Annotated in this window: 19 protein-coding genes and 2 tRNA genes; 9 read left to right on the forward strand and 12 right to left on the reverse strand. The window is 67.7% G+C overall.

The window, feature by feature from the left end; genetic code table 11:
* The first annotated feature begins 84 nt into the window (after positions 1–84).
* Together ACZ5BU_RS34950 and ACZ5BU_RS34955 are read left to right on the forward strand one after the other, a co-directional pair.
* Entirely contained in the window at positions 85–804 is a 720-nt protein-coding gene (locus tag ACZ5BU_RS34950) for an IclR family transcriptional regulator (RefSeq protein ID WP_130387568.1), read from the forward strand.
* Between the two features lie 63 nt (positions 805–867).
* Positions 868–1,437: an HdeD family acid-resistance protein gene (locus ACZ5BU_RS34955; RefSeq protein ID WP_465705001.1), complete on the forward strand. Its 570-nt coding sequence runs from the start codon at positions 868–870 to the stop codon at positions 1,435–1,437.
* 43 nt (positions 1,438–1,480) lie between these two features.
* Here ACZ5BU_RS34955 and ACZ5BU_RS34960 read toward each other — a convergent pair whose 3' ends face one another.
* The 12 genes from ACZ5BU_RS34960 to ACZ5BU_RS35015 form a co-directional block, all read right to left on the reverse strand.
* Entirely contained in the window at positions 1,481–1,951 is a 471-nt protein-coding gene (locus tag ACZ5BU_RS34960) for a ricin-type beta-trefoil lectin domain protein (RefSeq protein WP_465705003.1), read from the reverse strand.
* 80 nt (positions 1,952–2,031) lie between these two features.
* Entirely contained in the window at positions 2,032–3,084 is a 1,053-nt protein-coding gene (locus tag ACZ5BU_RS34965; RefSeq protein ID WP_465705005.1) for a hypothetical protein, read from the reverse strand.
* Between the two features lie 46 nt (positions 3,085–3,130).
* The gene (locus ACZ5BU_RS34970) at positions 3,131–4,111 is read right to left on the reverse strand and encodes a LacI family DNA-binding transcriptional regulator (RefSeq protein ID WP_465705007.1); all 981 of its coding nucleotides are present in this window, start codon (positions 4,109–4,111) and stop codon (positions 3,131–3,133) included.
* Positions 4,095–5,012, reverse strand: coding sequence for a nucleoside hydrolase (locus ACZ5BU_RS34975; RefSeq protein ID WP_465705009.1), 918 nt, complete (start codon positions 5,010–5,012; stop codon positions 4,095–4,097). The genes ACZ5BU_RS34970 and ACZ5BU_RS34975 overlap by 17 nt, the downstream gene beginning before the upstream one ends.
* 8 nt (positions 5,013–5,020) lie before the next feature.
* Positions 5,021–5,839 carry a carbohydrate ABC transporter permease gene (locus ACZ5BU_RS34980; RefSeq protein WP_465705011.1) on the reverse strand — a complete coding sequence of 273 codons (819 nt, stop codon included), beginning with the start codon at positions 5,837–5,839 and terminating at the stop codon, positions 5,021–5,023.
* Positions 5,836–6,696 (reverse strand): carbohydrate ABC transporter permease, encoded by an 861-nt coding sequence (locus ACZ5BU_RS34985; protein ID WP_465705013.1) that lies wholly within the window; start codon positions 6,694–6,696, stop codon positions 5,836–5,838. Before ACZ5BU_RS34985 ends, ACZ5BU_RS34980 begins: the two co-directional genes overlap by 4 nt.
* On the reverse strand, positions 6,693–8,009 hold the full coding sequence (locus tag ACZ5BU_RS34990) for an ABC transporter substrate-binding protein (RefSeq protein WP_465705015.1): 1,317 nt from the start codon (positions 8,007–8,009) through the stop codon (positions 6,693–6,695). Before ACZ5BU_RS34990 ends, ACZ5BU_RS34985 begins: the two co-directional genes overlap by 4 nt.
* A 123-nt stretch (positions 8,010–8,132) precedes the next feature.
* Positions 8,133–8,205, reverse strand: a tRNA-Glu gene (locus tag ACZ5BU_RS34995).
* Positions 8,206–8,283: 78 nt separating this feature from the next.
* Positions 8,284–8,355: transfer RNA gene (locus ACZ5BU_RS35000), tRNA-Gln, on the reverse strand.
* A gap of 119 nt (positions 8,356–8,474) precedes the next feature.
* Positions 8,475–9,380, reverse strand: a complete 906-nt coding sequence (locus ACZ5BU_RS35005; protein WP_465705017.1) for a lysostaphin resistance A-like protein — start codon at positions 9,378–9,380, stop codon at positions 8,475–8,477.
* Complete coding sequence (gene gltX, locus ACZ5BU_RS35010; protein WP_465705019.1) at positions 9,377–10,885, reverse strand: glutamate--tRNA ligase; 1,509 nt, start codon at positions 10,883–10,885, stop codon at positions 9,377–9,379. Before gltX ends, ACZ5BU_RS35005 begins: the two co-directional genes overlap by 4 nt.
* The gene (locus ACZ5BU_RS35015) at positions 10,878–11,666 is read right to left on the reverse strand and encodes a fumarylacetoacetate hydrolase family protein (RefSeq protein WP_465705021.1); all 789 of its coding nucleotides are present in this window, start codon (positions 11,664–11,666) and stop codon (positions 10,878–10,880) included. The genes gltX and ACZ5BU_RS35015 overlap by 8 nt, the downstream gene beginning before the upstream one ends.
* Before the next feature lie 206 nt (positions 11,667–11,872).
* Here ACZ5BU_RS35015 and ACZ5BU_RS35020 point away from each other — a divergent pair, with 206 nt between their 5' ends.
* The 7 genes from ACZ5BU_RS35020 to ACZ5BU_RS35050 all read left to right on the forward strand — a co-directional run bounded on the left by ACZ5BU_RS35020 (position 11,873) and on the right by ACZ5BU_RS35050 (position 20,182).
* A complete protein-coding gene (locus ACZ5BU_RS35020) occupies positions 11,873–12,355 on the forward strand; it encodes a GNAT family N-acetyltransferase (protein ID WP_465705024.1) in 483 nt (160 codons plus the stop codon).
* A complete protein-coding gene (locus ACZ5BU_RS35025) occupies positions 12,352–13,200 on the forward strand; it encodes a 3-methyladenine DNA glycosylase (protein WP_465705026.1) in 849 nt (282 codons plus the stop codon). The genes ACZ5BU_RS35020 and ACZ5BU_RS35025 overlap by 4 nt, the downstream gene beginning before the upstream one ends.
* A gap of 175 nt (positions 13,201–13,375) precedes the next feature.
* Positions 13,376–13,570, forward strand: a complete 195-nt coding sequence (locus ACZ5BU_RS35030; protein WP_465705028.1) for a hypothetical protein — start codon at positions 13,376–13,378, stop codon at positions 13,568–13,570.
* Positions 13,571–13,637: 67 nt separating this feature from the next.
* Positions 13,638–15,065: a DUF3375 domain-containing protein gene (locus tag ACZ5BU_RS35035; protein WP_465705030.1), complete on the forward strand. Its 1,428-nt coding sequence runs from the start codon at positions 13,638–13,640 to the stop codon at positions 15,063–15,065.
* Complete coding sequence (locus tag ACZ5BU_RS35040; protein ID WP_465705032.1) at positions 15,062–15,652, forward strand: DUF4194 domain-containing protein; 591 nt, start codon at positions 15,062–15,064, stop codon at positions 15,650–15,652. The genes ACZ5BU_RS35035 and ACZ5BU_RS35040 overlap by 4 nt, the downstream gene beginning before the upstream one ends.
* Entirely contained in the window at positions 15,645–19,043 is a 3,399-nt protein-coding gene (locus ACZ5BU_RS35045) for an ATP-binding protein (RefSeq protein ID WP_465705034.1), read from the forward strand. Before ACZ5BU_RS35040 ends, ACZ5BU_RS35045 begins: the two co-directional genes overlap by 8 nt.
* Positions 19,040–20,182: a Wadjet anti-phage system protein JetD domain-containing protein gene (locus ACZ5BU_RS35050; protein WP_465705036.1), complete on the forward strand. Its 1,143-nt coding sequence runs from the start codon at positions 19,040–19,042 to the stop codon at positions 20,180–20,182. The genes ACZ5BU_RS35045 and ACZ5BU_RS35050 overlap by 4 nt, the downstream gene beginning before the upstream one ends.
* Positions 20,183–20,192 lie beyond the last annotated feature (10 nt).

Consider the following 20,192-nt stretch of genomic DNA (forward strand, 5'->3'; position numbering starts at 1 on the left):
AGTGTGGTGCTTTCGCTCACAGTGCTCTCGATTGGGCGGCTGAAGCGACTTGCGTTCCACGATTCGAGACGGCAATATCGTCCCATGGACAACTCTAGCGGAGTCGGCGTTCTCGACAAAGCAGCTCTCGTTCTGTCCGCACTCGAGTCCGGGCCGGCGACCCTGGCCGGACTCGTGGCGGCGACGGGGCTGGCGCGGCCGACGGCACATCGTCTCGCGGTCGCTCTCGAGCACCACCGGCTGGTCGGGCGCGACATGCAGGGACGCTTCGTGCTCGGACCGCGACTGAGCGAGTTGGCCTCCGCCGCCGGTGAGGACCGGCTGCTCGCGACCGCCGGCCCGGTGCTGGCCCGACTGCGTGACATTACCGGCGAATCGGCGCAGTTGTTCCGGCGGCAGGGCGAGTACCGGGTGTGTGTTGCTGCTGCCGAACGGCCGTCGGGTCTGCGCGACACCGTCCCGGTAGGCAGCCAGCTGACGATGGCGGCCGGTTCCGCCGCCCAAATACTGCTTGCCTGGGAGGATCCGGAGCGGATGCACCGCGGTCTCCACAACGCTTCGTTCAACGCGGCGGCGCTGGCCGGCGTACGACGCCGTGGCTGGGCGCACTCGGTCGGCGAACGCGAGCAGGGTGTGGCGTCGGTCTCCGCCCCGGTCCGCTCCCCCAGCGGCAAGGTGATCGCCGCCGTATCCGTCTCCGGCCCGATCGAACGCCTCTCCCGCCAGCCGGGCCGCATGCACGCGCCCGCCGTCATGGCCGCCGCGGAACGGCTTTCGGAAGCGTTGCGACGCGCCTCCGAGTAGGTAGTTGTCACGCACCGTTGCTGAGATCACCATGAGAGCTAATAGCCCTCAAGGAGGTCTGACATGGAGCGGGACTGGTTGACTCTCGGCTGGAAGATGCTGCTCGTCCGCGGTGCGATCGGCATCGTGTTCGGGATTCTCGCGATCGCCTGGCCGATCTCCACGGCGATCGCCCTGGCCCTGCTCTGGGGCATCTGGGCGGTCACCGACGGGATCGGCTCGATCGCCCAGGCCTTCCAGCCGGACTACCGGGGCAGCCGGCTGTGGCTGATCGTCCTCGGCGTGATCGCGCTGCTGGCCGGGTTCTTCGCGATCGTCCACCCCGGGATGACCGCGGCCACCCTGACCTGGATCCTCGGCATCTGGCTCATCGTCCGCGGCATCTTCGAGCTGGCCGGCGCCTTCAGCAGCCACCTGCCGATGCCCCGCTGGCTCCTAGTACTGAACGGCGCGCTTTCGATCCTCATCGGCATCCTCTTCGCCGCCAACCCCGGCGCCGGCGCCGTCAGCATCGCCGTCCTCCTAGGCGTGACAGCCCTGGTCTGGGGCGTAGTCCTCATCGGCGTCGCCTGGTCCGTCCGCCGAGCCGCCGCAGGCCCCTCCGCGGAAACCGGAAGCCCGTCACCCGCGTGACCGTCGGCGCTGTCCGGAGCGATCTCCGGACAGCGCACCGTTCTCAGTTGTGGGTGCCGATCCAGTTCATGTTGTCGCCGTAGTCCATGTACTCGTGCGATGCGTAGACGGCTTCAGATCCGCTCGGGCTGCTGCGGAGCCAGCTGCTGTAGTGGCTGGAGAGGTACGAGCCGTCTCCGCCGTACGACCAGAGCTTGCCGTCGACGTACGAGCACGGGCTGCTCCACACGGAGTTGTTCAGCGTCTTGTCGTCGGTCGTGAGGCACTTCCCGGTCAGCTTGTTCCGCAGGTACTGATAGGTGCCGGTGCCGACCCAGTCCCACTCCTGCCGGTCGGTCGCCTGGCAGGTCTCCAGCCACACGTTCGTGTCGCCGGCGTGCAGGCACTTGCCGTTGTAGGTGTTCTTGAACTTCCAGTAGGTCGGAGCGGCGTACGCCGGCGCCGCGGAGAGCGTCGTACCGATGGTGAGAACGACGAGGGCGAGGGGGGCGATCACTCGCTTCAGGATCTTCATGCGCCGGAGGCTAGCGGCCGGCCGGCCTCAGGGACCACGGAGTCGGCACAAGTTCACCAAGCGTTGCCCGGTCGTACGGGCTAGCCGATCGCGTTGCCGGGGGTTCTCGGACCGGTAGTGCGATTGTTCGGCGTGGCCGGGTCGACCGCGGGGCTGGTCGCGCCGTTGCCGCCAGGGGTACTCGCACTCGCGACGCCGTCACCGGCCAGGCGTGACGCCGCGGCCACGTCGGCGGTGCGGGTGGCTTCGGGGTCTGTGGTTGGGTTAGGTGCGGCCTCGCGTTCGAGCCGGGTGATGGCTCGCCGGGTGTCTTCGGCGATCCGGCGGCCCAGAGTCTGGGCGCGTTGCGGGCGGGAGGTGTAGGACTCCTGGTCGAGTTCTTCCATCGCCTCCGACAGCTGGTCGCCGATCACGGAGGTCAGGTGCTCAGCGGCGGCCGTACGTACGGGCCTGTCGGCCTGCTCCAGGATCGGCGACCTGTTGACGAGGATCTCCGCCATCACCCTCGCCTTGTCGGCGCTCTCGGAGGCATGTACGACGTCCAGCAACCGTCCCGCGTCACCGCGCTCCACCACCGGATCGATCACGTCCGCGAACGTGGTCACCAGCCGTTCCCGTGGAGAGTCCTGCGCGAAGTCATTCCCTCTCCGGAACGCAGCCGCGACCTCCGCAGAGATCGTCCCCGTGGCTTCCAACTGCTCAACGACGTACGGGTAGTGGAACCGCGCCACCGACTGCCCGATCGCATCCTCCAGCTGACGGTTGTGGCCCTGTTGACGAACAGCACCACGCCCCACGCCCGCACCGAGCTCGCGCGTCAGCCCGACGCCGAGCTGCTGCACCTTCGACACCTCGTCGCCGGACGGCCAGTTGCGGTTCCGGAACCACCCCTTGCCCCGACCGAGCCGATCCAGCCGGCGCCCGTCCCCCTCGTCCAGGTTCCCCTTGGAATCCCCGCCACCGGTCCCGACCCCGAGCAGACCGTGCCGAAGCTTCTCCGGCGAGGAGTACGGTCCGAGCAGCACCCGCCGGTCGAACCGTTGTGGCGGCTTCACCACCAGCCGTTCCCGGAGCGCGGCCTCCCACGCGTTGACGAACTGCGCTGCCGCCTTCGAGACCGGTACCTCTGCCATTCGCCGGATCTTCCGGCGATCCGGTGAACAGAACCCAACGAACGCTTCAACAACCGCAGGACGTACTGGGAACCAATTCGTAGTCCAGCACGTGCCGCGCCGCCGCGGTCTTTCCGCGATCCAGCAACAACTCGACCGCCTGCCGCGCAATCTCCGCGATCGGCTGCCGCACGCTCGCCAACGGCGGAATCGTCACCGTGCACTCACTCGTCCCGTCGAAGCCCATCACCGCAACGTCCTCCGGCACCCGCAACCCGGCTTCCCAGGCCGCGAACAGTACGCCGAACGCCTGCTCGTCCGTCGAACAGTAGATCGCCCGCGGCGGCCGCTTCTGCTGGAACCACGGCCGTACGGCGTCCCGCGCGGCGAACCGGGAGACCGGCGCGGCGAGGTACCGCGCCGAGGCCCGCGGATGCTTGCCGAGCGCACGTTCGATCCCGCGCCGGTGCTCGGCCGTACCGGGTGATTCCTCGGGCCCGGTGATGACGCCGAGAGTGCGGTACCCGTGCGACAGCAGGTGATCCGCCGACGCCTCGGCGCCCGCGACGTAGTCGATCGACAGCGTCGACACCGTGACGCCGTCGGGTACCGGGTGCAGCGCGACGACCGGTACGCCGGCCGCCGCGAACCGCTGGATCGCCGGCTCGACGAGCAGCGAGACGAGTACGACGCCGTCGACCTTGCGCTCGATGAACGACCCGATGTGCGCGGACTCCTGCGCGGGATCGCCGGCCGAGTCGCCGATCAGCAGCAGGTGGTCGTGCTGCCGGGCGAAGTTCTCCAGGTGTTCGGCGAGCGTGGCGAAGTACGGGTTGCGGATCTGCGGGATCAGCAGGCCGAGCGAGTACGTCCGGCCGGCGCTCAGTGCGCGGGCGAGGATGTTCGGCCGGTACTCGAGCTCGGCCGCGGCCTCGAGTACGCGCCGACGTGTGTCGGCCGACACCGGCCGCGGCCCGTTGTTGAAGACGTAGCTGACGACCGCGGTCGATGTACCGGCGCGCTCGGCGACGTCACGTGCGGTCGCCATCGATCTCCCCACGCTGCCCAGCGTAAGCCGTCCCGCCGGCGACGATCCGCCGCGTGATCTCCTCGGCCACCGCCTCGGCCTCCACCGCGGTCACGATCCGTACCGTCCCCTCCGCAGCAGGCGCGAACGTACTGTGCCCCGCCTTCGCCCCACCCACAGCAATGCTCACCCGCCCCAGCTCGGAGAAACTGAACAGCTCCGGGCAGCTCAGCGCGAGCACCGCCACCGGATCATGCGGCACGTTCCACGTCTCGTTCCAGTAGGCCCACCACTGCTCGATATCCGCCCCGAGCGCCGAACCGAGCGGACCCGACGCCCGAATCCGCTCCAAGCGCGCCTTGTCGATCGTGACCTGACGGGTGATCTCCAGCCCGGTGATCGTCGTCGGAATTCCCGCGCTCAACACGACCTGCGCCGCAACGTCGTCGGACTTGAAGTTGTGCTCACAGACGTCGTCGCCGAACGATCCGCCCATCACCCACAGATGCCGGATCCACCACGCCGCCTGCGGTTCGAGCTGCAACGCCCGCGCCACGTTGGTCAACGGACCGATCGCCGCCACGTCGAGCTCACCAGGTTGCTCACGTAGCCGTGCGATCAGCCGCTCCGGCGCGCTGTCCGCACTGATCGTCTCCGCGCCGAGCCCGTCGTGCAGCGTGCCTTCATGTCCGGCCCACCACACTTCGCGTCCGGACAACGGCTCGACGAGTCCCGGTACGACGTCCAGCTGACGGCCGGCGAGTACGCCGTACCGCCGGGCGAGCTGGGCCCGCAGCCGGGTGTCGCCGTACACGGTGTGCACCTCGGCGAGGTCGACCTCGGGACTGCCGAGCAGCTGGGCGAGCGCCATCGCGTCGTCCACGTCGGATCCGATGTCGGTATCGAGAATCAGGGAACGCACGGATCTCCTTACTTGAGTCCGGTACTCGACACGGACTGGACGAAGTACCGCTGGAAGCCGGCGATGACCACCAGCGGGATGACGGTAAGGACCACGGCGCCCGCGAACACGAGACCGTAGTCGGCGAAGTTCTGGCCCTGCAGGTTGGACAACGCGACCGGGCCGAGGATGTGTTTCGCGTCGGTGCCGATCAGCAGCGGCCAGACGTACGCCTGCCACTGGAAGAGGAACAGCATCAGCCCGGCGCCGATCAGCGCGGGCTTCGACAGCGGCAGGTAGATCCAGCGGAACACGCCGAACCACCCCAGCCCGTCGAGCCGCCCGGCCTCGACCAGCTCCGCCGGGATCCCCAGGAAGAACTGCCGGAGCAGGAAGATCGCCATCCCGTTGCCGATCCCCGGCAGCACCAGCCCGGTGAAGGTGTTGGTCAGCTGCCAGTCCCGGAACATCGTCGACAACGGGATCGCGATCGCGTCGAACGGCACCAGGAAACTCAGTACGACGATGCCGAACACGAGCCCGCGCCCGCGGAACTGGAACGCCGCCAGCCCGAACGCCGCGGTCGCGCAGACTGCGAGCCCGACGATCACGGTGAGCGCACTGACGAAGATCGAGTTGAGCGTGGCGCGGCCGACGTCGCTGCTGAGCAAAGCCGAGTAGTTGCGCAACGTCGGCTGCAGCTCGAAGAACGTCTGCCAGGACAGCGGGTTGAGATGCGCGAAGGTCTCCGAGCCCGGCCGCAGCGAGTTCGTCACGACCCACAGCAGCGGCAGGAAGAACAGGATGCCGACGACCCCGCCGAGCGCCGACAGGCTGACCCGCTTCACTGGTCACTCCGCAGCAGCCGGAACTGCCCGGCCACGATCACCAGCGTCAGTGCGACCAGGATGACCACCTCGGCGTTGGCCACGTGGATGTCGCCGAGCGCGTACGCCCGGTTGTAGACGTCGTACATCAGCAGGTTGCTGTTGCCGTTCGGGCCGCCCTTGGTGAGGATCTGCACCGGGGCGAACACGAGCAGGTTCGACACCGTGTCCGCGACCAGGACGAACGCGAGCGGACGACGTACCAAGGGAAGCGTCACCGACACCATCCGGCGCCAGGGGCCGGCACCGTCCAGCAGCGCGGCCTCGCGCACCTCGACCGGCACCTCCTGGATACCGGCGATCAGGAACAGCATCCAGTACCCGACGCCGATCCAGGACAACAGCACGATCAGCGACGGCAGTACCTGACTCGACGAGGTGAGGAACGGCTGCGCCGGCAGGCCGAGCCGTTCCAGTACGCCGTTCCCGAGACCGTCGGGGCGGTAGATGACGCTCCAGATCACGGCCGACACCGCCGGCGGCGTGGCGATCGGGAGGATCACCAACGTCCGCCAGAGCTTCGAGCCGGCCGCCTTCTGGGTGAAGAGGACCGCGAGCAGGAACGACACCACGACCTGGATCGGGTTCACCAGCACGGTGAAGAGCAACGTCACGCCGACCGCCTGCCGGAAGTCCTTGCTGGACAGCAGATCCGTGTAGTTGCTCAGCCCCGCGAACACCCGGCCCCCGCGCAGCAGGCTCTCGCTGTAGAAGCTCTCCACTACTGCCGAGATCGCCGGAACGATCCGCAGTACGGCGAGACACACCAGCGCGGGCGCCAGGAAGGCCAGGGCGATCAGCCCTTGCCGCTGCCTCACTTGATAGACCGCCAGGCCTCAGTCAGCTGCTGGGTGGCCTGCTGCAACCGCTGGTCCGGGTTGGTCCCGTTGCGGATGTCGGCGAACGCCTTCCCCATCACTTCCTCGAACTGGATGTAGCCGACGCTGACCGGTCGCGACACCGCCGTGTGCTCACTCTCGTACGCTGTGATCGCCGCGGCGCCGGCCGTCTTCGCACCGGAGAACGCGTCCATCTTCGGGGTGTACTGCTTCTGCGCGTCGAGGTTCGCCGGGATGATCGTCGTCGTACTCGTGGTGGCCAGGTTGCCGGCCGGATCCAGCGTCGCGAACTCGACGAACTTGCGGGCCATCCCCTGCTGCTTCGAGGCCGGGTTGATGCCGAGCGACCAGGACCCGGTCGGCGTGACCGGCTTGCCGCCCTGGAAGTACGGCAGCGGCGCCACGCCCCAGTCGATCTTCGAGCTGCCGAAGATCTTCAGGTCCCACGGGCCGCCGACGAAGAACGCCACGTCGCCGTTCGCGAACACCGGTCCGGTCTGGAATCCGCCGATACCGCGCGGCGACAGTCCGCTCGCGAACGTGGCTCCGTACCACTGCATCGCCTTCTTCCAGCCGTCGGTCTCGACCGCGGGCGTGAGCGCGTCGTCACCCTCGATCCCCGATCCGCCGCCGAGCGACTCGGCCAGCGGCTGCAGCTGGTAGTACGCCTCGGGCTGCTCCATGAACAGGCCGTACTTCGTGCCGCCCGCCTGCATGCTCTTCCGCCCGGCCGCCTCGACCTGCTCCCACGTCCAGCGCTTCTCCGGGTCGGACGTCGGCGGGGCTACCTTCGCCTTCGCCAGCGCGGTCTTGTTGTAGAAGAGGTACTGCGTCGAGTTCCACATCGGCAGCGACCAGAGCTTGTCGCGGAAGTGGTTGGTCTCGTACGCCGCCTTGGTGAAGCTGGTCTTCACCTTGCCGTCGAGGTCGCTCAGATCGGTGAGGAACCCCTTCGCGGCGAGCTGCGAGACCCGCGGCTCGTCGACCGTGTAGAGGTCGATCCCGGCGTCCTTCGCGCTCAGTCGCTGCTGCATGGTCGCGTTGAACTGGTCGAACGGGATCTGGGTGTAGGTGACCTTGATCCCCGGGTTCTTCGCCTCGAAGGCCTTGATCACCGGCTGGTAGGTCTCGGCGTTGTCGGTGCCGGTGAACGTGATCGTCCCGGTCTCGGGACCGGGGTCGGCAGTTTGGGTGCTGCCGGACCCGTTGGCGCCGGACGAACCGCCACAGCCGGCCAGGAGCAGGGCCGCGGCAACCGCCGCAGCCGGAAGAGCCAAGAGGTTCCGCCGCATGGCGATCCCCTTTCCGTCACGCAGGAGAAGGTCTAAGCGCTTAGACTCTAAGCGCTTAGACCTCGAGCTGTCCAGGACATGACGAAGGCCCCCGTCCGCGAGGACGAGGGCCTTCACTCTGGGTAGCCCCGACGGGATTCGAACCCGCGCTACCGCCTTGAGAGGGCGGCGTGCTAGGCCGCTACACAACGGGGCCAGAGTTTTGCCGACCGGACCTTGCGGCCCGGGCAACGAGGATGAACTTTACCGATTTTCACCGGCGCGGTCCAATCCGCTGGGGTACCAGGACTCGAACCTGGACTAACTGAACCAGAATCAGTCGGGCTGCCAATTACCCCATACCCCAAAGGCATTTCACTGAAGTCGGAGAGTTTGTTCCCGCCCTCACCAACCCGGCTCGGAGAGCTTACCCGAGCATGCGACCGGACACCAAAACGGGCCCCGGTCGGCGCGTTGTCACTCCCGTCACACCTGTCGCGGAGCCCCTGCCGGCAGCGTCGCCAGCGGCAGGTCCGACTCCTTCTGCAGCTTCAGCCGGTCGCTCAGCCAGACCGCGATCACACCGAACGCGACGAACTTCAGTACGTCGATCAGCACCAGCGGCCAGGGCGCGTCCTTCACCTCGAGGCTCGCCCCGAGGGTGTTGGTCATCCCCGCGAACACGAACGTCACCACGTTGTTCGCGGCATGCGACGCGATCCCGGACTCCAGCCCACCGGTCCGGATGGCGAGGAAGCCCGCCACCAGACCGAACGCGAGCCGATCCACGAACAGCGCCGGGCTCTGCCACGGCAAGATCCCGTGCGCCGCCGTGAACAACACCGCGGTCACGGCCACGGCGATGAGCGAGCCGCGCAGATACGAGCCGACTGCCTGCAGGAGGTAGCCGCGGAAGTAGTACTCCTCGCCCGCCGCCTGGATCGGTGACGTCAGCAACGTGATCACGATGATGCCGACCACGTCCGGCGCCGCCGGACCGCCGTGCCGCTCACCCGTGGCCAGCGGCACGTCGAACAGCTGGATGACCGCGAACGACACCACTTCGAGCACGATCGCGACCAGCGAGAACCAGGCCAGCGGCCGCCAACGCAGCCTGCCGACCACCGAGGACAGCAGCCCGGGCGTCTGGCGGTTCAGCAGCGTGGCCACGAGGATCGAGAGCGGGATCAGGATGATCAGCGTCAGGTTCGTGAACAGCAGCCCGATCCAGGACAGCGTGCCCTTGGGATCCGGGTGGACCGCCTGCTGGACACCGAGGATGACGATGCCGCCGATCATCCAGGCGACCAGGATCGTGAGCGTGCCGAGAACGACGTACGCCCGTGGGGTGACGTCGTTCTTCAGCAGCCTCTGGTACGGCGTACCGCTCATGAGGTCGTACTGCGGGCCCGCTCGAGCCGGACCAGGGACTTGTCCCGGCCGAGCAGCTCGAGCGACTCGAACAGCGGCGGCGAGATCCGGCGCCCGGAGATCGCCACCCGGACCGGCCCGAACGCGTTCTTCGGCTTCAGCCCGAGCCCGTCGATCAACGATGCCCGCAACGCTGCCTCGATCGCCTCGGTCGTCCACTCCACGTCGGCGAGCGCCTTCGCGGCCGCGTCCAGTACGGCATCCGCGTCACCGGTCAGCACCTTCGCGGCAGCGTCCGGGTCGACCGTGAACGCGTCTTCGGGGACGAACAGGAAGCCGAGCATGTCGACCGACTCGTCGAGCGTGTTCATCCGCTCCTGCACCAGCGGTACTGCGGCCTTCAGCACAGCCAACTGCTCGTCCGACGGCTCGGCCGGCAGCAGGCCCGCCTGCGCGAGGAACGGAATCATCCGCTGGGCGAACTCGTCCTGCGGCAGCAACCGCATGTGCGCGGCGTTGATCGCCTCGCACTTCTTCGGGTCGAAGCGGGCCGAGTTCGAGTTGACCTTGCGGATGTCGAAGGCCTCGACCATCTCGGCCATCGTGAACACGTCCCGGTCCTCGGCGATCGACCAGCCGAGCAGGGCCAGGTAGTTCAGCAGCCCCTCGGGCAGGAACCCGCGCTCGACGTACTCGGTCAGGCCGGAGCCCTTGTCCCGCTTGGACAACCGCTTGTTGCCCTCGCCCATCACGAACGGCAGGTGCCCGAACCGGGGCGTCCGGCCGCTGCCGACACCGATCTCGGCGAGCGCCTCGTACAGGGCGATCTGCCGCGGCGTGGACGGCAGCAGGTCCTCACCACGCAGTACGTGGGTGATCTCCATCAGCGCGTCGTCGACCGGGTTCACCAGCGGGTAGAGCGGGTAACCGTTCGCCCGGACCAGCACGTAGTCGCCGAGGTTCTCCGGGAGGAACGTGATCTCGCCGCGGACCAGATCGTCGAACACGATCGGGCGGTCCGGCATCCGCAGCCGTACGACGGGACGCCGGCCCTCGTCGAGGTAGGCCTGGACCTGCTCGGGCGTGAGGTTGCGGCAGTGGCCGTCGTACCCGCTGTGCTGGCCGGACGTACGGGCGGCCTCGCGGCGCTGGTCGAGCTCCTCCTGCGAGCAGTAGCAGTGGTACGCCTTGCCGGCGGCGAGCAGCTTCGCGACGACGTCGGCGTACGTGTCCATCCGCTCGGACTGCAGGTACGGCCCGAAGGCACCGCCGACCTCGGGACCCTCGTCCCAGTTCAGGCCGAGCCAGCGCAGCGCGTCGTAGGTGTAGCGGTAGCCCTCTTCGGTGTTGCGCGCGGTGTCGGTGTCCTCGATCCGCAGCACCAGCTTGCCGCCGTAGTGCCGGGCGAAGGCCCAGTTGAACAGCGCGCTGCGGATGTTGCCGACGGTCAGCAGACCGGTCGGCGACGGTGGGAAGCGCACCCGCACCTCGTTCGGCTCGAGGTCGCCCAGCACGTCGTCAGTCACGCACGATCACCTTGTTCGTCAGAGTTCCGATTCCTTCGACGCTGACCGAGACCTCGTCGCCGGGCAGCATCGGGCCGACACCCGCAGGGGTGCCGGTGAGGACCACGTCGCCGGGCAGCAGCGTGGTGAAGGAGGTGATGTAGGCCAGCACCTCCGGGATGTCGAAGATGAACTGACTGGTCCGCCCGTCCTGCTTGGGCTCGCCGTTCAGTTCGGTGCTGACCCGCAGGTCGGACGCGTCGAGCTCGGTGCTGATCCACGGGCCGAGCGGGCAGAACGTGTCGTACCCCTTGGCCCGGGCCCACTGCCCGTCGGACTTCTGCAGGTCGCGCGCGGTCACGTCGTTCGCGATCGTGTAGCCGAAGATCACCTCGTTGACCCGCTCCTTGGGCAGGTCCCGGCAGATCCGGCCGATGACGATCGCCAGCTCACCCTCGAAGTGCAGGTCGTTGGTCTGCTCCGGGTAGACGATGCCGTCCCGCGGGCCGATCACGCTGGTGTTCGGCTTCAGGAAGATCATCGGTTCCTTCGGGACGTCGTGGCCGAACTCGGCGGCGTGCGCCGCGTAGTTCCGGCCGACGCAGACCACCTTGCTGCGCGGGATCACCGGCGCCAGCAGCCGGACGTCCGCGAGTTGCAGCTTCTCCCCGGTGAACTGGGCCGACCGGTAGAGCGGGTCCGAGTCGAGAACGTTGACAGTGCCGACGAGCCCTTCGGGGTCGTCGGTCTCGACGACACCGTACTTCGGCTCGTCGTCCACGGAGAATCTGGCGATACGCACGGCCCGAGCCTACCGGTGGCGCAAGGGGGCGTCTCCTGGTCCCCCGACGTAGCGAGCAGGTGCTCGGTGCGGTGCATCGGCGCGCGGGGGCGAAGGTCTCGATGCGGAGCATCGTGGCCTTTGCACCCGTGCGGCGAGGTGCCGTGCCGAGTGCCGCGCAGTAGGCGGGGGACCAGGAGACGCCCCCTCGATGAGACAGTTATCCGGTGACTTTCGACATCCGGCTGGCTGTTCCCGCCGAGTACGACGCAGTCGGCGAGCTGACCGTGGACGCGTACTCGCACGACGGTTTCGTCCGCGGTGAGTACGCGATGACGCTCCGTGCCGCCGCCGACCGTGCAGCGAAGGCGGAGCTGTGGGTCGCGGCCGATCCCTCCGGTCTGCTGGGCACTGTCACCTATTGCCCCGTCGGCTCGGTCTACCGCGAGATCGGCCAAGACGACGAGGGCGAGTTCCGGATGCTCGCCGTCGACGGCCGCGCCCGAGGCCTCGGCATCGGCAAGGCCCTGACCCAGCGGTGCATCGACCGTACGCTCGAGCTCGGGCAGCGGCGGATCGTGATGAGCAGCGCCACCTACATGACCACCGCCCACCGCCTGTACGAACGCCTGGGCTTCACCCGCCTCCCCGAACGTGACTGGGCGCCCATCCCGGGCGTCGAGCTGTACGCGTTCGTCCTCGACCTATGACCACGATGACGTTTGCCGAGTGGACGTCGTACGCCGAGGACCACGCCCGGCGCGTCGACGTACTGCTGACCGGCCACCTGGAGCGACGGAAGCGCCGCGAAGCACACCCCGTCGAGGATTTCCTCTTCACGTATTACCCGACCCGCCCCAACCAGCTGCGCGTATGGCACCCCGGCCCGGGGGTGCAGTTGCTGGACGCGGCGTCGTACGAGGGCCGCCGTGGGTACGTGGTCGTGGACGGCACCGCTTCGCTCGACCCGGCTGAAGTAGAACGCCGTACCGACAGCATCAAGTGGATCCGCGCGTTGCTGGCGTCCACGCTGGATCGCCAACCGCAGTTCGGCTGTTTCGGGCTGCACGAGTGGGCGATGGTCTACCGAACCCCCGAAGTACGGCACGCCGCCTGGCCGCTCCGGTTAGGTGCCGAGGGCACCGATCAGGTCGTCGAGTCGCACAAGATCGGCTGCTCGCACTTCGACGCGTTCCGCTTCTTCACAACGCCTGCCCGCCCGCTGAACGCGCTCCAACCGACCCGCGAGTCGCAACCCGCCCTCGAACAAGGCGGCTGCCTGCACGCGAACATGGACCTCTACAAGTGGGCGACCAAGCTGATGCCCTTCACGCCCAGCTCGTTGGTGCTGTCGTGCTTCGAGCTCGCCCGCGACATCCGCACCCTCGACATGCGCGCCTCGCCGTACGACCTGGCCGCGCTCGGCTACTCCCCCGTGCGCATCGAGACGCCGGACGGCAAAGCGGAGTACACCGCAGCCCAACGCTCCTTCGCCGACCGAGCCCGCCCCCTCCGCCGGCAACTCGTGGATCTCTGCGACGCGCTGCTCGGCTAGGTCCTGTCTGGTGATCCAGCGCCGTAGCGAGGAGGTGCTCGGTGCGGTGCATCGGCGTGCGGGGGCGAAGGACTCGATGCGGAGCATCGTGGCCTTTGCACCCGTGCGGCGAGGTGCCGTGCCGAGTGCCCCGCAGTAGGCGATGGATTACCAGACAGGGCCTAACCTCCTTTACATGGGAAAGATCGTCGCCATCGCCTTCGCCGGACTCCTGATCGCGATCGGCGGCGTCTGGACCCTCCAGGGCCTCGGCTACCTCAAAGGCAGCTCGATGACCGGCCAAACCGTCTGGGCCACCGTCGGCCCGATCGTCGCCGCCTTCGGCGTAGCCCTCCTCTACGTAGCCTTCCGAGGCCCCAAGAAACGCTGACCTGGGGCGACTGTCCGTGATGGGCCCTACGCTTGGCAAGCACGAATCGAGTCAAGGGGGCGGCGCGATGGACCACGGTGCGATCGAGACGTTGCGGGACCGGCATGCCGCCTGGCGGCTGCTGCGGGCCGGCAATGCACCGCTCGTGCTGTCGTTTCTCGGACACTTCTTCGTGGACGCCAACAACGGCGCCACGACAGCGGTCGTCCTGGCCGCAGCGCTTGACGACGAACTGTATGTGCTCAACTCCGGAGACGACGAGCATCCCCGCTACCCGCGCCGTGCGCTCGACTATCTCGATGACTGGGCAGCCCCAGAGGCCGGCTGGCTGCGGCGCTTCTACCCGCTCGGGTCGGACGACGTCCACTACGACGCGACGCCTGCTTTCGAGAAGGCGTACGCCTGGGTCGCCGGGCTCCAAGTAAGGCCATTCGTCGGTACCGAGTCGCGCCTGCACACCGTCGTCGACCTGCTCCGCCAGATCGCGCATGGCACCGAGACGGATCCTGAGGTCCGGCTGACCGAGCTGCGTCGACGGCGCGACCTGATTGACCAGGAGATCGCCGAGGTCGAGCGCGGCACCGTCAGCATCCTGGACGGCGTCGCTCTCCGGGACCGCTATCAGCAGTTCGCGAGCACCGCTCGCCAACTCCTTTCGGACTTTCGGGAGGTGGAGGAGAACTTCCGCAGCCTCGACCGCGGCGCGCGCGAGCGCATCGCGGCCTGGGAAGGCAGCAAGGGTGACCTACTCGCCGAACTGGTCGGCAGCCGCGCGGACATCAGCGGCTCCGACCAGGGTCGCACCTTCCAGGCGTTCCACGACTTCCTCCTGTCCGAGGCCCGCCAGGACGAGATGTCGGCGTTGTTGGCGCGCGTGCACTCCCTCGACCAGGTCGAGGCGGACCGGCGGTTGCTCAGCATCCACCGCGATTGGTCCGAGGCCGCCGAGCGCACGCAGGGTACGGTCCGGCAGATCTCCGAGCAGCTTCGCCGGTTCCTCGACGACCAGGTCTGGCTGGAGAACCGGCGTGTCCTCGACCTGGTCCGTGCAGTCGAGACTGCCGCGCTCGCCTGCCGCGAGACGCCACCGCCGATCGGTCTGGAGATCGACGAATCGGGCATCCCCATCGCCCTGCCGTTCGAGCGGCCGCTGTACGACGCAACCCCCGCGGCGAGCGTCGACAGCCTGGTCCAGCCCGCCGAGGAGGAACTCCTGGATGTCGGGGCGCTGCTCGGCCAGAGCTTCGTCGATCCGGCCCGACTCGCGGACAATATCCGTTCCGTCGTACCGAAACGGAGTTCGGCGCTGCTCAGCGACATCATCGATCTCTATCCGGTCGAGCACGGCGCAGCCGAGATCATCGGCTACCTGGCGCTCGCAGACGAAGACCTCGAGGTGACGATGGACGAGCAGGACGAGACCGTCGTCGAATACAGCGACGGTGACGTCGTACGACGGGCGCGGCTGCCGAAGGTGACGGTCAGCAGGCGATGAGAACCGCTGAGGAGTACGCGGTGGCAACCGCGATCATCCGCCTGATGCGTGGCGTGGCCTATCGCGAGACGGACGAAGAGACCTGGTCGACGCTCGATCGGCACGGCCCGGCGGTCCGCGACCACTTCGCGACGATCGGCGTCGATGTCGTGGTCGACGACACCGAGGGGTACGCCTACCTTCGCAGCCAGGACGACGACGGTGACCAGTTCGCCCTCCCACGGCTCGTGAACCGGCGCAGTCTGACCTACAACGTCAGCCTGTTGCTGGTGCTGCTGCGGAAGCGGCTCGTCGACTTCGAAACCACCGGCGCCGAAGGCAAGCTGGTCCTCACCCGCGATCAGATCGTCGAGATGCTGGGGCTGTTCCTCGCCGACTCGACGAACGAGGCGCGCGCGATCGACCAGGTGGAGACGACGATCAAGAAGGCGGCCGAGCTGGGCTTCCTGCGGCAGCTCCGCGGCCAGGCGGATCAGTGGGAGGTCCGGCGCATCCTCAAGGCTTACGTCGACGCTCAGACCCTCTCGGACTTCGCGCGAAAGCTCGACGAGTACAAGCCCACCCAGGCAGGCGATCGCGATGAGTGAAGGTCTGTTCGCCACGGTCGAGCTCGGCACCAGCGGCCGTGCCGGCTACCGGCTGCACCATCTGGAAGTCTTCAACTGGGGCACCTTCGACGAACGCGTATGGCGGTTGACGCCGGCAAGCGACACCGCGCTCCTGACCGGGGACATCGGCAGCGGGAAGTCCACCCTCGTCGACGCTGTCACCACCCTTCTGTTGCCTGCCAACAAGATCTCCTACAACAAGGCTGCCGGCGCCGACTCGAAGGAGCGGACGCTGCGCAGTTACGTCGAAGGTCACTACAAGTCCGAGCGCATCGAGGCCTCGGGGCTGTCACGGCCGATCGGCTTACGCGGTCCCACGTCGTACTCGGTCCTGCTCGGTGTGTTCGTCAACGAGGGATACGACGAGACCGTGACCTTGGCGCAGGTCTTTCACCAGAAGGACAAAGCAGGCCAGCCCGACCGCTTCTTCGTGACGTCGACCAAGGAACTCTCGATCGAGAGCGACTTCACCGCCTTCGGCACGGACCTCAAGGAGCTCCGCCGCCGGTTGCGCGCGGCCGGGGCAAAGGTCGAGACAGTCTTCCCCGAGTACTCGCGCCAGATCCGCCGGTTGCTCGGTATCCGGTCCGAGCAGGCCATGGAACTGTTCCACCAGACCGTGTCGATGAAGTCCGTCGGCAACCTGAACGAGTTCGTGCGCAACCACATGCTCGAGCCCGTCGATGCCTCCGAGCGCGTCAAAGGCATCGTTGCGCACTTCGAGGACCTGACCAAGGCACACGAAGCCGTCCGGCGCGCCCGGGACCAGCTTGACGCACTGGAGCCACTCGTCGGCACGAGTCAGAAGTACGACGACGCGCTCGCACGCCGGACCGCCGCCGAGCAGCAGCGGGACGCAGTCCGGCTGTACTTCGCGGAGCTCCGGGCCCGGCTGCTGACTATGGAGGTCGACGCCCACGAGACAGCGCGCTCGGAGCGATCGCGCGAAGCCACCGACATACAGCAGGACGTCGAGGACCTTGCCGCGGAACGGGAACGGCTGATAGGCGAGCGCGCTGTCGCCGGCGGCGACCGGATCAGCGCATTGGAGTCGGAGATCCGGACCGCCCGATCGGAGGCCGCCGAGCGCAAACAACGGCGGACTGGATTCGATGAGCGCGTGCGCGCCGCCCGGCTGGACGCCGTGACCGACGCCGGAGGATTCGCGGACCTGGCTCGACGGACCGCGGAGAACAGACCGGCCCTTGTGGCTCGGCAGGCCGAGCTCGGTGACGATCTCACCGCCTGCATCGGGGAGCTGTCGGAACTGCGTCGCCAGGGCGAGGCGACCCGGGACGAGTTGGCCAGCCTGGCGAGCCGCACGAGCAACCTGCCCAGGAGTCAGCTGGACATCCGGACCCAGCTGTGCCACGACCTCGGCCTCGACGACGCCGACCTGCCGTTCGCCGGCGAACTGCTCGACGTCGCCGGTGAGTTCGCCGAATGGCGAGGAGCGGCCGAGCGGGTCCTTCGCGGGTTCGCGCTCTCCCTGCTCGTGCCGCAGCGACAGTATGCGCGGGTTTCACAATGGGTCAACGACCACCGGCTGACCTATCGGCGCGCTGACGGCACGGCTGTGGGCAGCCGCCTGGTGTATGAACGCGTCGCCGAACGCAGGGTGCCGCTGCGCCCGTCCCGATCGTCGGACGCTCTGCTGCTCGCCGACACGCTGGACATCGCCGACGGACCGTTCCACGACTATCTGCGCGACGAGCTCGTCCGCCGCGCCGACCACCGCTGCGTCGATTCGATTGAACAGTTCCGCGACGAGCATCGCGCGGTCACCCGGGAGGGCCAGGTCCGCTCCGGAGATCGGCACGAGAAGGACGACCGGTCCCGCGTCGACGATCCGCGCGCGTGGGTCCTTGGCTGGGTCAACGATCGGAAGGTCGCGGCCCTCACCGAACAGCTCACCGAGTTGCAGAACCGGCTGCTCGTCGCTGACGAGCGTCGTCGGGCGCTGCAAAGCGAAACGCAGAATCTGAACACTCAGCTGACTGCACTGGCCAATCTCGAGGTCTACTCGTCGTGGACCGAGCTTGACTGGCGCGAAGCCGAGGAGCGCGCCGAAGCGGCCGACGCGGAACGTCAGCGTCTGGTCGGCGGCTCGTCCGCGCTGGCGGAGATCGAACGCCGGCTGACCGGCAACGCGCAGCGCGGGAAAGACCTGGCGTCGAAACTGACGCAGCTCACCGGCGATATTCGCGTTCTCGAGGAGCGGATCCAGCTGGCCACGGCGCTGCGCACCTCCGACGAACTGTTCATTGCCGATCAGCCCTCCGACTCGGCTGCGCGCGCACGGACGTCGTACGTCGATCTGGAGACCCGCCTGGGCACTTCCATGCCGACTGCATCGGAGGCCTGCGCGCCGGCCGCTGAGTCCATGACCGTGCAACTCCAGCGGGTCATCGACCGGATCGGGAACGAACTCGGCGGCTACGCCACGAGCATGCTCCAGTACATGGGCGACGTACGGCGTCGGTGGCCGCAGGCAACGACCGAGATGGATGTGAACATCGATGCCCGGGACGAGTACCGGGCCTTCCACGACCGGGTCGCGAACGACGATCTGCCACGCTTCGAGGACGAGTTCAAGCGGCAGCTCAACACGAACACGATCCGCGAGCTGGCGCAGTTCAACAACTGGCTGCGACGGCAGTCGGACGACATTCATTCCCGGGTCGATCGGATCAACGAGGCACTGGGGGCGATCGACTACAGCCCGGGCAGATTCATCAAGCTGGTTGCCGAACGCACCGTCAACCAGGAGGTGCAGAACTTCCGCAGCGACCTGCGGGCCGCGACCGACGACACACTGTCTCTGGACGACGACCATTACTCCGAGCAGCGGTTCCTCGAGGTCCAGCGCATCATCGACCGGTTCCGCGGCCGCGACGGGCACGCCGACACGGACAAGACCTGGACCCGGCGCGTCACCGACGTGCGCAATTGGTTCACGTTCTCGGCGTCCGAGCGCGACCGGGAGACCGACGCGGAGTGGGAGCACTATCGTGACTCCGACGGCAAGTCCGGAGGACAGAAGGAGAAACTGGCCTACACCATCCTGGCAGCGTCACTCGCCTATCAGTTCGGGCTCGAGTGGGGAGTGGAGAAATCCCGTGACTTCCGGTTCGCGGTCATCGACGAGGCCTTCGGACGCGGCTCCGACGTCTCCACGCGCTACGCGTTGGAGCTGTTCGCGAAGTTGGGCCTGCAGTTGCTCATCGTCACCCCGCTGCAGAAGGTGCACGTGATCGAGCCTTACGTGCGGGCGATCGGCTTCGTCGACAATCCGACCGGAAGCTTCTCCCGACTGCAGACCCTGACGATCGAAGAGTACCGGCAACAGCGCAACGGGCAGCGGCCATGACCGGGTGGACCACCGCAGCCGACATCCGCACGCGAGTGCGGAACCGCTGGGACGACGGGACGCTGCTCCGGGCCTTCGCCGCGAACGAGCCATTTCCGGTTATCGACATACCGCTGCGCGGACCACGGCCCGCACAGATCGGCGACGACCTCGATGCGGTCCGGAGCTGGATCGCCGCCCTCGACGCCGGCCGCCGCGACGATGCGCACTACGAGCTGGACTATGCCTCGATCGGCGGCCGCGTGATCGGGCGCAACGAGGTACCGGTCCGCGCGCGCGTGACGTCGTACGACCAGGCTTGGGCACTGCTCGGCGTCGCCGGTCAGATTCGCAGGTACGCCGCGATCCTCGAACTCGTAGCGCCGGAACCGCCCGTCCATACCTGGGTCGCCGGCCAACCGCACCGCGCCCTGGCGCTGAGCGAGGAATGGCCCGCGCTGCTCAGTGCGTACCGCTGGCTACTTCAGGCACGTGGTTCGGCCAAGTACCTCAGGCAGATCACTGCACCAGGCGTCGACACCAAGTTCATCGAACGGCACCGGCCGGTGCTCGCGCGACTGCTCGACGTCCCACCGGCAGCAACGGGTTTCATCGACGCGCTCGGGCTCCGCGGCAAGCCCGAGATGGTGCGGTTCCGTGCATCCACGGATCTCGGGATAGCGGTGCCGTTCTCGGAGGCATCCGTCCAGATGGACGAGCTCGCCCGGATCGAGCCGACCGTTGGGTCCGCTGTCATCGTCGAGAACGAGATCACCTTCCTCAGTGTCCCCGTCCCAACCGACGGCATTGTCCTGTGGGGCAAGGGGTTCGAGGTAAACCGGTCGGGCGCGCTCCCGTGGCTGCGCACGGCCGAGGTCCGCTACTGGGGTGATCTGGACACGCACGGGTTCGCGATCCTCAACCAGCTCCGCGCCTGGTTGCCGCAGACGCGCTCGTTCCTGATGGACCGCGACACGCTGCTGGGCCATCGCGACCGCTGGGTCCGGGAGAATTCGCCGACCGCAGCCGGCCTGGATCGACTCACGCCCGACGAGGCAGCCCTCTACGCCGACTTGGTCACCGATCGCTTCGGAGATCACGTCCGCCTGGAGCAAGAACGCATCGACTGGACCTGGGCCGAGCGGCACCTAACCTCCTGATCCATCTGCC

The sequence above is a fragment of the Kribbella sp. NPDC031520 genome, from assembly GCF_055580825.1.